Annotated in this window: 10 protein-coding genes, 1 tRNA gene and 2 riboswitches; of the genes, 9 read left to right on the top strand and 2 right to left on the bottom strand. The window is 36.4% G+C overall.

Annotated features, from left to right (window positions below; all coding sequences use genetic code 11):
• Positions 1 to 23: 23 nt before the first annotated feature.
• The gene (locus tag BJL90_RS12550) at positions 24 to 830 is read right to left on the bottom strand and encodes an NAD(+)/NADH kinase (protein ID WP_070968493.1); all 807 of its coding nucleotides are present in this window, start codon (positions 828 to 830) and stop codon (positions 24 to 26) included.
• A gap of 379 nt (positions 831 to 1,209) precedes the next feature.
• Here BJL90_RS12550 and BJL90_RS12555 point away from each other — a divergent pair, with 379 nt between their 5' ends.
• Both BJL90_RS12555 and BJL90_RS21500 read left to right on the top strand, forming a co-directional pair.
• A complete protein-coding gene (locus BJL90_RS12555) occupies positions 1,210 to 2,115 on the top strand; it encodes an RluA family pseudouridine synthase (protein WP_070968497.1) in 906 nt (301 codons plus the stop codon).
• Between the two features lie 103 nt (positions 2,116 to 2,218).
• The gene (locus tag BJL90_RS21500) at positions 2,219 to 2,446 is read left to right on the top strand and encodes a YmaF family protein (RefSeq protein WP_081561977.1); all 228 of its coding nucleotides are present in this window, start codon (positions 2,219 to 2,221) and stop codon (positions 2,444 to 2,446) included.
• A 137-nt stretch (positions 2,447 to 2,583) separates the two neighbouring features.
• Here the strand turns inward: BJL90_RS21500 and BJL90_RS12560 are convergent.
• Positions 2,584 to 2,659 (bottom strand) — tRNA-Ala (locus tag BJL90_RS12560).
• 216 nt (positions 2,660 to 2,875) lie between these two features.
• Between BJL90_RS12560 and BJL90_RS21955 the strand changes: the two genes are divergently transcribed.
• The 7 genes from BJL90_RS21955 to BJL90_RS12590 all read left to right on the top strand — a co-directional run bounded on the left by BJL90_RS21955 (position 2,876) and on the right by BJL90_RS12590 (position 15,114).
• The gene (locus tag BJL90_RS21955) at positions 2,876 to 3,019 is read left to right on the top strand and encodes a hypothetical protein (protein WP_156778777.1); all 144 of its coding nucleotides are present in this window, start codon (positions 2,876 to 2,878) and stop codon (positions 3,017 to 3,019) included.
• A gap of 172 nt (positions 3,020 to 3,191) precedes the next feature.
• Positions 3,192 to 3,309: riboswitch (molybdenum cofactor riboswitch) on the top strand.
• A 137-nt stretch (positions 3,310 to 3,446) separates the two neighbouring features.
• Positions 3,447 to 3,565, top strand: a riboswitch (molybdenum cofactor riboswitch).
• Positions 3,566 to 3,761: 196 nt separating this feature from the next.
• Positions 3,762 to 4,901, top strand: a complete 1,140-nt coding sequence (locus BJL90_RS12565) for an S-layer homology domain-containing protein (RefSeq protein ID WP_070968500.1) — start codon at positions 3,762 to 3,764, stop codon at positions 4,899 to 4,901.
• A 25-nt stretch (positions 4,902 to 4,926) separates the two neighbouring features.
• Entirely contained in the window at positions 4,927 to 11,679 is a 6,753-nt protein-coding gene (locus BJL90_RS12570; protein ID WP_070968502.1) for an S-layer homology domain-containing protein, read from the top strand.
• A gap of 63 nt (positions 11,680 to 11,742) precedes the next feature.
• Positions 11,743 to 12,522: a molybdopterin-dependent oxidoreductase gene (locus tag BJL90_RS12575; RefSeq protein WP_205684239.1), complete on the top strand. Its 780-nt coding sequence runs from the start codon at positions 11,743 to 11,745 to the stop codon at positions 12,520 to 12,522.
• Positions 12,523 to 12,543: 21 nt separating this feature from the next.
• On the top strand, positions 12,544 to 14,151 hold the full coding sequence (locus BJL90_RS12580) for an FMN-binding protein (RefSeq protein ID WP_070968508.1): 1,608 nt from the start codon (positions 12,544 to 12,546) through the stop codon (positions 14,149 to 14,151).
• A gap of 357 nt (positions 14,152 to 14,508) precedes the next feature.
• On the top strand, positions 14,509 to 14,709 hold the full coding sequence (locus BJL90_RS12585; protein WP_070968511.1) for a hypothetical protein: 201 nt from the start codon (positions 14,509 to 14,511) through the stop codon (positions 14,707 to 14,709).
• Between the two features lie 54 nt (positions 14,710 to 14,763).
• On the top strand, positions 14,764 to 15,114 hold the full coding sequence (locus tag BJL90_RS12590; RefSeq protein ID WP_070968514.1) for a hypothetical protein: 351 nt from the start codon (positions 14,764 to 14,766) through the stop codon (positions 15,112 to 15,114).
• Positions 15,115 to 15,154 lie beyond the last annotated feature (40 nt).

Below are 15,154 nucleotides of genomic sequence, written 5' to 3' on the forward strand. Positions count from 1 at the left end.
CAAGTCGAAGGGGGGTTACTATATTATAAGAATTTATTAATAACTCTACCCCAAAAATTATAATCTCCTAAACGTAGTAGTTTTATATCTAGTTCAGATAGTTGCAATACTACTTCTGAAATTCCTGCACATCTATGTTCCGTGCCGTCACTAACGATAACGATAGAATCTTCAAACCTATACTCTGGATTTACCTTAATAACAGTTTGTGAGGGAAAAATAACACTAGAAGTAAAAGAACGATAGGCATTCGTATTAATAGGGGCCAAAGGTGTAACCTGCACTACATTTAATTTAGGATCAACAAGACTTCCTCCTATGGAATAATTATAGGCAGTACTACCTGTAGATGTAGCTACCAGTATGCCGTCTCCGCTGAAACGCTGTATAAGATGGTTATTGACGAAGATATCTAAATGAACTGTCCTGGATTTATCTCCTTTAATGACAATCTCATTAATACCCCTTGTTTCGATGCAATTGCTTCTAGTACATATTGTAGCCTCAAGAGGGTTAATTTCTTCAATAAAGTAGTCTCCAGCAGTATATTTATCTAGAAAATTATCAATTTCATCTGGATTTACCTCCGCAAAGAAGCCCAAATGACCAGTGTTAATACCTATTATTGGAATGTCGGGAAAATCGTATTGATGGATAGCCCTTAGAAAAGATCCATCTCCACCAATACAGATAATTAACTCCGCTTCAAAATCAAAACTTTTTGGAACACTGTAGCCAAGCTTAAGAAGCTTTTGTTTTAAATATTTTGCAGTATCCATAGAAAAACTTGTGTCACTATGTAAAATATTAATAACTTTTTTAGTACTCATAACACATTCTCCTTTTAATAAATATGTACCATGCATTTTAGGAAGCCTAGAATTATTATGGAAATTTTTAAAATAAACTTTTGTTTAATGTATCAAAAAAATTTATTAAGTTCAATAAAAAATATCTAACATACATGTATTATACTATACTTTAGTAATGATAATATAGATATGTGATGATAAAACTCAATTTTTAAGCACTAAATATATCTATTAGTAATATTTTTTTAAAAGTATCGTTGATAATAAATTTATATTACCTCTATTTTAGAATATATATTCGTAATTTAAAACCCTGTCGATGAAAATTCACTTGATACTTCATTATGCATCGAATATAATATTCGTGGCTAAGGAAAAAAGATAAGTAGGTGAGCGTATGATTGTAGAAGGAGAACAAAGAGAAGATACTATTGTCTATGAAGTTGAAAAAAAAGATGATGGAGAGAGCATGAAAGAAGTTTTGAAAAAAAGGTTACAGGTATCAAGCCGTTTGCTGACAAAGTTAAAAAAGAAGGAGTCTATATTTTTAAATAATCATTATGTAAAATATCATGAGTCAGTAAAACAAGGAGATATCATTAAGATTTCTATGGTAGAGGAGCCAAGTCAATTTGAAAAAGAAGCGATTCCTTTTTCAGTAATCTATGAAGATGTAGATGTTATTATTGTCAATAAACAGCCAGGGATTGTCACACATCCCACCAAAAGTCATCCAATAGGCACCATTGCAAATGCGGCACAGTACTATTTAAGCAAGAAGAATATACATTCTAGAATAAGATTTGTAAATCGTTTAGACATGGATACCTCTGGCCTGTTGATTATCGCTAAAAATCCCTATGCACATCATATATTGTCGGAGCAAATGCAGCAGGATCAAGTAGAAAAAAGGTATATTGCTTTTATAGAAGGTGTAATGGAGAAGGACTTTGATACTGTCATTGAACCCATATATAGACCTACCTTTGATTCCATTAAACGGGTAGTGGATGAAAGAGGGCAAAAGTCTATTACAAAGTACAGCGTACTGGAAAGATATAAGAAGGCTACTATGATAGAAGTACAGTTATTAACCGGTAGAACTCACCAAATTCGGGTACATATGGCTCACCTAGGACATCCTTTAATAGGGGATAGTCTTTATGGTAGTAGCTCGTCTTTGATCCATCGACAAGCATTGCATGCTAGTTATTTAAAATTTCTTCAACCTAGGTATAGAGAAATTGTTGAGATAAGAGGAGATTTGCCAGAGGATTTAAAACAATTACAACATCAACTTTAAAAATAAAAGCAATCTGTGATTTCACAGGTTGCTTTTATTTTTAAATGCGTAACATATAAATATTCGGGGAATATACTAGAATTGCCAAAGGAGGGGGATTGTAATGTATGATTATTGTAGTAGTTATGAAACAGATCATATCCATCGATACGAAGGAGTTACAACTTATGATGACGGACATACCCATAGGTATTATGGATATACAGGTCCAACTATACCGGTAACTGGAGGACATATTCACTATATGAGAGGTCGAACAACGTTTATAGATCGACATGATCATAGGTATGAAAATGATACTTCGCTTCAAATATTTTTCTATGCTAGATAATAAAAAGGTTTTGTTTTACGTGGATAAAATGTAAGATTATAGTGACAACTTGACGGTCTGGAAAATGCAAAAAAATATAAAATGCCGAAAAAAAAAGGAAACCGCTGAAAGCATTGATTTCAGCGGTTTCCTTTTTTTGGTGGAGATAAGGGGATTCGAACCCCTGGCCTCTTGACTGCCAGTCAAGCGCGCTCCCAGCTGCGCCATACCCCCTTGTATATTTTGATATATAACATAAATAGTATACAATAAAAAATAGGTTTTGTAAATATTTTTTAAACAAATTTATATTCATCGCTATGAATTCCAAATTATCTCTTTAAAGGATAAGACTTAATGTGGATACACTATTTACTAATATACAAAATTTAGTGAATAATGATAAAATATTAAAAAATAGTATATCCACAAATCTAAAGAGGTGGGAAAATGAAAGGTATATGGAAATTTTTATCGATCAAATGGAAAGCGCCAGATAAAAACAAAGAAAAAGAAGAGCTAGGTCACCGATTATTAGCAACCCATATGAGAATCATTACCACCACTAGAGGTAATTGGTCTTTAATGCGGTAAAGGTTAAACAAAAAAATATATAGTGATAAAAAAACCTTCCAGGCCCTGAAATAGAATGCTTTGGAAGGAATTTTTTTCGCCTTTAATAGATTTATTTTAAGTTTTTTTAAGGACAATGTAAAATTGTGGTGTTAAAATATTGACAATAATCAACAAATTATGTAATATTAGAATAAATAAATATCTCCGAGTTGATAATCCTAAGAATTTATTTATGGAGGATCAACCGTTGGGTATTATTGGAAACGATAATGCCTCCCATTGTGGAAAGGAGCGATTGATAGCCGATAAAGTTGTGCGGCTATGTAGCCTATACCTTCCTTGAGAAGGTTTTTTTATAAGCTATTTTAATCCTCTTATCATAATGGGTAAGGGGATTTTTATATGTTACAAGTCTTAAAGGAGTGTGATAATGCTATTAAAGAGGACAAAAAAATATCTCCGAGTTTATTTTCCTAAGAATCTATTTATGGAGGATAGACCGTTAGGTATTATTGGAAACGATAATGCCCCCCATTGCGGAAAGGAGTAATACATGATGGATGCAACTAAGCTTATAGTGACACATCATATACCTTCCTTGAGAAGGTTTTTTTATGTGCTATTATAGGTAATTCTGTTCACTAAATTTAGGTGAGAGAAGGGTTTGTCTGTAATGTTCTCTAGCCGTATAAGGGGGGTGATTTTATTTATAAAGCTGATGGTGGTAACGAATAGAAAAATGAAGGGAGGTTGAATAAAGTTGAATAGAGTTTTAAAGGGGAAGTGGAAAGCAGCGATTCTATTAGTCAGTATGCTATGTATACACTTTTTAGCAACAGGGTCTTTGGCTTTTGCTGAGGGTTCTATTATAAGGATTTCAGGTGATGGCGTGCTTCAAGAAACAAGCTTTACAATGGAGGCATTGAAAAGCATCACAGATGGCAAGGTAAAAAAGATGTATACGATGCAGACTCTGGTAGAACCTCATAGCGGCGAATATGAAGGTGTGGATCTTTATGATTTGCTGAAGAATACTGTGGGTTTAAAAGAAGAAGCCAGCACTGTAAAAATCATTTCCTCAGACGGTGTTAGCATGGATTTTACCATGGAAGAAGTGAAGAAAAAGGACTATGTAAACGATATAGATGATAGCAAACTCCCTATCATTCTTGCCTATGAGAAAGAGGGACATCCACTGGTTGTGGATAAAAATTCAGCTGGGTTTTTGGATAAAATAGGGAATGATGGAGGACCGCTTCGCTTGATGGTGGGACAAACTGTCAAGGGAGAGAGGAACTCACCAAAATGCCTAAAGCATGTATCCGAAGTTATTGTAACAGCGGAGGAAAAAAAGATACAGTTTACTGATGTGGGACAGTTTTACATATGGGCAAAGGATGGGATTGAAGCCTTAGCAGAACAAGGGATTATCAAGGGCATTGGTGAAAACAAATTTGCCCCTGAAAAACAGCTTACAAGAGCAGAATTTGCTGTTATTCTTGTAAAAGCTTTAGACCTTGATGTTTCAGAGGAATTCAAAGGCAGCTTTGTAGATGTTTTTAGAAATGACTGGCATGCAGCTTATGTGGAGGCGGCAGCCAAATATGGCCTAATCAAAGGTTATCCTGATGGTAGCTTTGGTCCCAATAAGGAGGTCAATCGGCAGGAGATGACCGTGATGGTGATACAGGCGATGGGACTAAAAGAAGAAGCTAAAGTAAGGGAAGGAAAAAACATTACTTATCGGGACAAAGAAAAAATACCAGCTTGGGTTATAGGAAGCGTAGAAATAGCCCAAGAAAAAGGCTTATTGGAGAATATTGTAGTAGGATACTTTAATGGAGAGAAACCAGTAAACCGCGCAGAGGCGGCAGTAATGGTTTACCGTATGCTTCAATAAAAAAATAAAGTAGGGGGGCTATTCCATGAAGCAAAGGAAATATAAAAAACCACTGAGCAAATTTCTAGCATTTATCATGATTTTGCTAACGGTTTTTGGACAAATTGGTTTTGGCAGCAACACTTTTCCAGTAGAAGCAGCAGAAAAACCTGTTTTAATGATAACAGGAACAGGATTAGAAGAAGATGTGGTACTTTATGAATCAGACTTTAATAAGTACCAAATGGTGGAGAAGTATTTTTCATCCAATAATTCACAAGATTTTCATAAGATTACAAAAGTAAAGGGTTATGATTTTTTTAACTTAATTGGAGAAGAAAATTTAAAGACAGACCAAAATTATAATATAGTTTTTACGGCATCTGATGGGTTTTCGGTCACTAAAAGTGTCTATGAACTGCAGTCTACTTATTACTATCCAGACTTCATAGAAGCTAATGGAGAATTGATTAGTCCGATAATTGCATTCTACAAAAATGAGCTTATTTCTATAGGAGAGGATGCCTTTAACCCTCCTATTACATGGGCAGACGAAGCGTTAACAGAAGCAGATAAGTTAAGCACCCCCCAGCTTCTATTTGGGCAAACCAATATTAATGACAAGAATCAGAGCAAATGGGTTAGCAAACTTACAAAAATTCAAGTAGGAAACGAACGTCCCCAAGAGGAAACGGTGCTTAGCATTAAGGGGAATGCGATATCAGCGACAAAGAATTTAACCATTTCCCAGTTGAAGGCGATGCCGGCACAGTATCAAATCGATGAAGATTATCAATACAACTCAAAAGGTGGGCTAAAAACGGTAGCCGTTAAAGGGGTAGATTTATGGTATGTGTTAAATACCGTAGTAGGGATAACAGATCCTACCGCCAAGGTACAATTTGTTGCCAGTGATGGCTACCCCGTTGATCCTCAATTACAAGCAGATATCGCTAATCCATCTTTAAAATATGTGCTGGCTTACGAGATAGATGGGGCAGCTGTTAATGATGATGATGGTAAGGCTAAGTTAAGAATTTACCGTAAGCAAAAAGAGGAAATAGAATTTGGTACAGTATTTCAAGCGATTCATGAAATCGAAATAAACAATGAAGAAAATACTAACCAGCCTATTGATTTTATCAATAGCCCTTATAAGCATATCGGTTATGATGGTGCCCCCTATAACATAGACTCTATAACAGGAGCTACCTTGACGATAGAAGGACCGGGGGTTGAGTCTTATCGTGCAATTTCTGTAAGGCAGATTCAAGAATCCAATGCGGGACTTTTCCGTGGTACCTATGAAGAAAAAATAGGAGGACAGGAACTGCAAAACAGCTATGAAGGGATTACGGTAGATTATTTACTGGATAATTTTGTAACTTTAAGAAGCAATGCAGGAAAAGTTATCTTCAAAAATAAGTCTCGTCAAGTAATAGGTGAATATTCCTTAGAAGACATTAGAAAAACAGATTACCGTAATAATGTCAGTGGTGAAAACAACCTAAGAATGATAGTGGCCTATGGTGTCAATGAAGTACCACTTATGTATTTAAATACTGACTTAGGTTATATACCAAGTAAATACAATGACGATGGTTGTTTAAAGTTGGTTATGGGGCAAAAAACAGCATCTGATCCCGTCACAAAGTTTTCTAATGTAGCCTATATCTATGTGACAGAAAAGGATGCTCCGGGGGTCTATGAGCATGCACATCCTCCCTACAATGATCCAAAGTATACCAACTATGTACTAACCCTGACGGGTACAGGTATAGGTAAAGAAGTAAATTATACAGTAAAAGATATTGAAGCGATGACAGATCTTCACCTTGAGAAAGAGTATAGTTTGTCCAATAGTCAGTCTTATTGGTATTACAATACTTATAAAGGTGTACCTTTATGGGAGTTATTGATTAGAGCAGGGTTAGATCCCAATATTGATGAAAACACAAGGGTGCAAATGATTGCAGCGGATAATTATAATTTCCCAGCTATGACCATCAGAGAAATAAAAAATCAAGCTTTGTATGGGTATTATGAAAAAGATCCCAACGACCTGGGGGATGGCAGCTTCAATGGCAGCGGTGTTGAACCTCTAGAAACAGGATACTCACCTTTGGTGGCCTATGGATACAACGGCTATCCTTATGTGATCAGACCTTCTGATGCAGGATACAATTCTGGGCTAGGAAATGATGGAGGACCTTTACGAATTATTTTCGGTAAAAAATCCTATGGTCATACTAATGGTTCTGAGCAGGTACAGTTTGCCAAGAAAATCATTATAGGAGAGGATCAAAGCTATACAACCCATACTTATGCTCCTTATGATACCTTAGCAAACAATCGTGTTGAGATAGAAGTGATTGGTGATGGCAGCACAGTATTATCCAGCCAAAGTTTTACTGTGCAGGATATTGAGAAGATGGTTTACAACGTTTCTGCTGCTGAAAGAGATAAGGCTTTATTCAAGAACTACTATTTTACTAAGCTTCATCAAAATGACAAGATTTCTGATTTGTATGAAGGTGTGAGTTTAAAATATCTGCTTTTAGAGAAGATTGGCTTCCCGGGAACCACAGGCAGTGTAACCTTTGAAAATGCCAATGGTGATACATTAACTGTGCCACTGGACAATGTAACAAAGGAAAATTATTATAACGAAGTAACGGGTGCCAACAATCTAAAGGCTATACTGGCTTATGCAAAAAATGGTCACCCTATGGTGGTGGGAAAACAACAGGAGGAAGGTTATGTTTCGTCTGCCTATAACAACGGAGGACCATTGATGGTTGTTATGGGACAAAAGGAAAATGGTGTTCCAGGTGATAGTATCTCCAATGTCGTCAAAATTACAGTGAATATTGAGAAGGATGGATGGGCACATTTATACCCTCCTTTTGACAGCTATGCCTCCAGCACACTAAAAATCAGTGGAAATGGTGCAAAGAAACAACAAACAGTTACAGTAGGACAATTAGAAGCTCTACAAAATTATATTATTATTGATGAATATTGTTTGGTGAAAAACACAGAAGAAAAATATGTAGATACCTATCGTGGGATTGATTTTTATGAATACCTACGAAAAGAAATCGGTCTTCAGGCCAGTGCTGTCACGGTAAAAATTGTTGACTCAGATGGCTACAGCAGAACTTTTACCATGGAGGAAATTGCTAAAACCAACTATATAAACGAAGTTAGTGGTGCCAATAATTTAAGGGTTATGTTAGCCTATGGTAAAAATGGAAAACCTTTGGTGGCGAGTACGAATTCAGAAGGTTATGATGCAGAAGCTAAAAATAATGGGGGACCTCTAAGATTTGTGATAGGACAAACCCAAACAGGGGATTTAAACAATGCTAAATCTGTTAGTGATGTAGCAGAAATTGTTATTGAGGCAGCGGAGGGAGATAGCTGGAAACATGATTTTGGTGTGTATACCCAATATCAAGATAAGGCAGTGCTGCGGGTAACAGGATCTCAAGTGAAGGAGCCCCGCACCTTCAGTTTAAAACAGTTGGAGGATATGAATGCCATTATTGTTCGTAACACCTATACGGGGGATGGCACGCCTGAATTAGAAGGGATCATTTTATGGGACTTAATTAAAGATGTAGTAGGTTTAAAAGACGATGTAACAATTCCTAGTGCTATAACAGCATTTGAAGGTGCTGCTTACAATAGAGGTGTGGACTTGAATTGGGTGATGAATGGAGTCAAAAATAGCTCAGGTGAAAATAGAGAAATCATATTAGCTTATGCTCGCAATGGCTATCCTTTAGTACCTAATGAAAGCAGTCCAGGATATGATAACAATAATGCTTATGGCCCTCTAAGATTAATCGTAGAAGCGAAAAAGGATATGTGGATTAAAAATACTGACTGTATTGTTGTAGGAACAGGAAATTACGAGGCGCCAAAAGAAGAGGATATAATTCACGATGAAGAACCGCCAACACCAATAACATCTCCAATCACATTAAATTGGACTATCTATAGCAATGACGGTGGTAGTGGATTACCTTGGGCTGCTGTCCGTTGTGTTACTGCTGATGAGCAAGGTGGACTTTGGGTGGGTACCAATGGTGGTGGTGTAGCCTATAAAAATGCAGAAGGAAATTGGACTGTTTACAATAAAGATAACAGCCCGCTACCTCATAATACTGTCTACAGTATTGCAGTAGATGACAGCAATGGTGTTTGGTTTGTGGGGGGAAGCCCTGAAGATGGTATGGGGGCTGTATACAAAAAAGAAGATGCATGGACCATCTATACCAAAGATAACAGCCCACTGCCAGCTAACTTTGCCCAGTCAGTTGTGTTGGATAAGCAGGGAGGCGTTTGGTTCGGTACCTCAGAAGGTGCTGCCTATAGGGATAAAAACCATCAATGGACTGTTTATAATAAATCCCATGGTTTTCCTGCTGATTCTGTAACCCAAATTCTTTTAGATAATAAGGGGGGTGTTTGGGTAGGATTTTATCCTCCTACACAAAGCTCTAGTGGAGGGGGTTATGCCTATATCGATCCCCAGGGACAGGTAACTACTTATACCGATGATTCTGCAAAATGGGTAAGATCTATTTCCTTTGACAAGGATGGTGGTGTTTGGGTAGCTCGTTTTGGAAAGGTAGATTATATTAGCCCTAGTGGAGAAAGAACGATTTATACTGACAAAGAGCTAGTGCCATCGCTGGCTGAAGGAAATTCTATTCGTGTTGCTATTGCTGAAGCCAATGGCGGTTTGTGGATTGGTACCACAACAGGTGGACTATTGTACAGAGATGCGGCAGGAAATATCGCTGTTTATGATTACACGAATACCTGGCCTACATCACAGTTTAATAGTATATGGTACTTAAATATCAACGATCAAGGAGACTTCTGGGTAGGCACCAATGGCGGTGTTGCCTATAATAAATTAAGTGGTTATGATACCATAGTGCCACCGAACCCCGGTGACGATACACAGGACCCAGGAGATGGTGGAGGTAATTCAGGTGGCGACGGTACAACCCCAGTAACACCACCTATCGGTAACTGGTCTTTAGAGATTACAGGTCCAGGGATGAATGAAGCCCAATACTTTACTGTGGAGGATCTTAAAAGCAAGGGTGGAAGCGTAAGTGCTAATTATTTCTTCTTGAACCAATATGGTACGCAAGGATACGTACGTTATAGGGGTATTTCCCTAGCATACTTGTTGGATGAAGTTGTAGGCGTCAATTCCTCTGCTAGAAGCGTTAGTATTACTGCACAGGATGGATATAGGAGACAATATAACCTATCGGATGTGAGAAGAGACTATATCGATCAAAATAAGTCCAGTGCTAGATTACAGATGATTCTAGCATGGGAGGAGGACGGAAGGACATTAACAGGTCAATATCCATTGAAATTAGTCATGGGTCAAACAGAGGCTGGAGATGTTAATAAACCTAATTGGGTATCTAATGTAAAGACCATTAGTGTAAATACTGAAAGTGTTACTTCTGGTGGAGGTTCATCACCAAACTATTCAGGATCTTCACCATCAAAAGAAGAAGAGGTTGACGAAGAGATAAACACAACAGAAGATGTAAAACATGAAATAAGCACCGATGAAAATGGTAGAGTGATTGAGGAAATCATATGGAGTGCAAAGGATAATGATCTCCTTCTAAACAAAGAAGATGGCAGTTCTCTAATCCTTCAGTCTCAAGGAGATAGTGATTGCATAAGGGTACAATTACCAGCTTCAGTTCTCAATGTCCTAAGGGATAAAAAGATGGAGCTTGCTATAAAAAGTGATGTAGCAAACTACTATCTACCGATAGAAGCGCTTTTAGCTTCATTAGGGGAAGAGCTATTAGAAGTAGATTTAGAGGACATGAGTTTAACGATTGAGATCAATAAAGTAACAGAAGAGGTAGAAGAAGCCATTCTAGCTTCTTTAGCAGAAGATCAAGAACTGTTATCTGGGGCTGTGGAATTCAAAATCTTCCTTACTGCAAATGATAAAAAACAGGAAATCACTTCTTTTGGAAACACCTATGTAAAAAGAGAAATACTGACTTCCTCCAATATCAACACAAACCAAGCTACCGGTGTTGTATGGAACGAAGCCACTAGGAAGTTTGAATATGTGCCTACAGTATTTACTGTAGAGGAAAATGGAACCTATGCTACTATTTTTAGTCGCTCAAATAGTATCTATACTGTTATAGAAAGTGATAAAACCTTTAGAGATATTGAAGGTCATTGGGCTAAAAAACATATAGAGACTTTGACTTCAAAAAACATTGTTTCAGGCAAAGGAGAGACAACCTTCGATCCTGATGCAGCGATTACTCGGGCTGAATTTGCTGCTTTACTAGTAAAAGCAATGGGATTGGGAGAAAAACAGTTAAACCAAAATACCTTTAATGATATCACTAATAATGAATGGTATAGCAAATATGTTGCAACAGCAGCAGCTGAAGGCATTGTATCAGGATATACAGATTATACCTTCCGCCCCTACAATGTGATTACCCGTGAAGAAATGGTAGTGATGTTGACGAAAGCGCTAAAAGTAGTGAATCAATATCAAGTGCTTGATAACAGTTCTATAGATCAACAGCTTTCTAAGTTCGAGGATGAAGAGCACATTTCAGCATGGGCAAGAGAAGCGGTTGCTATAGCAAATCAAGCAGGTATTGCAACAGGTGTAGGAAATAATACCTTTGATCCTCAAGCAAATGCAAGTCGTGCTGAAACTGTTGTAATGTTAAGAAAGTTTTTAACCTATATTGATTTTATGAACGAATAGTTTACTTAAGAGAGAAACGGATATAGTGTCCGCTTCTCTCCTTTTAGGAGGGAGGATGGTATGATGAAAAGAAAATTACAAGGGCTTATTTGTATAGTAATATTCATTCTTTTTATCACAACAGGGTGTAATAAAGAGACAAAGGTAGCAGAAGACTTACAAGAAACACCAAAGGATGAAGTACAGATACAAGAAGAATTACAAATAGATCAAGAAGCGTTGCAAATAGATACGAATAGGATAGAAGAAGATGTAAAAGAAGAAAAGTCAGCCGAAGTGTTGCCAACAGAGAATATACCACCTGCTGAAGCAGAGAAACAAAAAGAAGAGCAGAAAATCCCAGAATTAAAACCAGAAGTAAAACAAGAAGAACAATCAAAAATTCCAGAGGGACCAGCTTTACACTTTGAAGGCAGTGCTCTTAATCAAGAAACCTATATAAGCCTAGAAGCATTGAAAAAGATGGAGGCAGCAGTTATAGAGGATGAGTATTTTGCTCTTAACAGTTATGGAACAAGAGAATATTTTCACTTTAAAGGTGTTGCTATTGGTTATCTTATAGAAAATGTTATTAAACCTTCAAAAGAAGCTAAAACCGTTACTTTTATTGCGGAGGATGGTTATGCTAAGGCTTATACAATTCAAGAAGTAAAAAGAACAGATTATATAGATGAACAAAATCCTGATAAAACCTACAAGATGATGATTGCTTGGGAGGAGAATCATCAACAGTATGATAGTAAAAAAGGAAGCCCCTTTAGGTTAGTCGTTGGTCAAAAAGAAGAAGGAGATGTAAATAAACCTAATTGGGTGCAAAACATAAAGACGATTCAAATCGATTAGTGGGTAAAGGAGAATAGAAAAATGAAAAATAAGAAAGTAGGACTGGGTTTTGTATTTATACTGGTACTGATCATGCTAGGGATTACCTTCTATCATACAGAAGATCGTGGGGTTCAGGAGGTAGCTGGTAAACTATTTCCTTCAGAGATGAAGATGAAGGATATAACAAAGCAAACAAAAGATCGCTATGTAGAAGAAAATTTTCCAGCGGTGGAAGAAATCTATAGGGTTGAAGATGCTGAGGGACAGCATACAGGAAATGTTTTTGTAGTTACGCCAGTGGGTTATGAAGGTGTTATACAGCTTGCAGTAGGGATCGATAAAACCACTGGTACAACTACAGGCATTCACATTATAGAGCATCAAGAAACCCCTAGCTATGGAGGAATTTTAACGGAAAATTGGTTTATGGAGAGATTCTCAGGAAAAAGTGCTGCGTCTTTTTTGAATTTGGTTAAGTTAGAAGAACAAACCCCTCAAGATATCCTCCAAATTACTGGAGCTACCATGACGAGCCAAGCTGTGGTCAATGGTGTAAATGCAGCTATAGGTACTTTTAACTATCTAGAATCAGGAGAGCTGATGTCTGCTGTACCTAAAGAAATGGAGAGAAACCTCAGAGAAGAAGAAGCTGGTATCTTTTACATTCATGGTGGTAAAAAAGGTCCTATAAAAATTACCATGGAGGAATTAAAGCAGTTTCCTACAGTTGAAAGTCATACTACTTTGAGAAAAAGCACTGGTACAGAAATCTCAATAACCGTGGAGGGACCAACACTAGATGTTGTATTAGCACATTTTGGAGAAAATTTAAAGGATTATAATGGTATAGGGGTTACTGCAAGAGATGGCTACTATGCTCTGGTACCTAAAGAAATCATGGACACGCGACAAGTGATTTTAGGTTATATTTTTGATGGTGAAGAAATCGCTGATAATGAAAAACCTATTCGTGTCATTATTCCTGATGAATTTGGTGTCTATTGGGTAAAAATGGTTTACACCATTGATTTATATAATCATATCTCTGAAAAAGATATTTTATCCGTGAAAATGTTTGATGCGCTAACGAGAGATATCACCCCCTATATGTACGAGTATTATGGAAGTAAGGATGCTTCTATAGAAGTGGGAGAAATTTTAGCGAAGCTAGAGGAGGTGGACTCCAAAGGATTTTTTACAATGGTATCCTCTGATGGCCTATTAAAAAATGAGACAATTGCCATGGTTTCATCACGATATTATATCAAGACAGAAGGGGAAAATGCTCCTATGAATATAGGTCCCGCTTTTAAATTAGGTATGAACGTGAAGAATATGGCTTATTTCTCAACCACTAAAGATGCTGTAGTTTTCCCACAGGAAATCGCACTTTTAACAGGTACATCACAGGTGGAAGAATATGAAGGAATACCTTTAAAAAAGCTTTTGGAGGAAGTGGGCTTTGCTGATGTGGAAAACAAAAGTTTTCAATTGGTAGCGGTTGAAGGTGAAGAAGTTATGTTGATGGGGGAAGACACCGAAAACTGTATCTTACTTTATGATGAAAATAAGACTGTGACATCTGTATACAAAACTTCAAAAGGAATAGAAATGATAAAAGATGTATTAGAAATTAATGTGAAGTAAACAAAATTTTTTGGCAGTATATCATAAATTGAAAATAAATTTTCTAAAAAATCAAGCTATTGAAAGATATCTTCAACAGCTTGATTTTTCTATCAAGCCCATAAATGTATCTATTAAATTTAAAATTAATTTTGAAAACTAGAAGGATTTTCTTGGTTTTTATAGAATACTAGAAAAACAGGAAATAATTAACAAAGTCCTTATGACCTTTATTAAGGAAAATTCAAGCTTAAAGACATTCAAATTAATCGTACGCCATACAATGACCAAAACTGAAGATTTCAACACTACTTTTCATATACAGCTTCGTTGAATGAGATGAAGATCATAGAAATATGACAAATTAGGAGGAGATGAATGGTGAATAAGCAACGACAGTATAAAGAGGAGGATTTAAAAACCATTGAACTAGATTTAGAATCACTATCTATTCAGTTAATTGACATACTAAAACAATATAAAGCGAAAGGAATTATTGATGATCACCAATATCAACAACATGTAGAGGTAAAAGAAAAGTTTTTAAACTACTTGCAAAATAAAAGAAAAAATCAATAATTAGTGGCATGAAAACCCTAATGTATCATATTATATAGATAAAGGGGGAAGAATATGATATCTGAAGGGTTTGATTTAATTGAGGCTGATTATCTAATGAGCTTTGCAGGAGCAGTTATAGCCACCAATGTCATTACACACTTTATAAAAGATTATATGCCTGAATTTTTAGATAAAAAAATTGTAACACTGTTTGTAGCGGCTTTTATTATGTTCACCAACCAATGTATTTTTGGAACAATTACTTTAAAGACAATGTATTTAAGCTTTTTAAACTCCTTTGTAGTAGCTGCTGCTGCCATGGGGAATTATGAAATTCTTACGACGAAGACAAAAAAAAGAGTAACAAAAGACTTACAAAACCAAGCATCCAAAAAGTCAACAAATGAAAAAACAGACGAATAAATGATCATTCTTCTTATATTTTCTACTATGTTAGCGTTCA

The sequence above is a fragment of the Clostridium formicaceticum genome (assembly GCF_001854185.1).
Lineage (GTDB): Bacteria > Bacillota > Clostridia > Peptostreptococcales > Natronincolaceae > Andreesenella > Andreesenella formicacetica.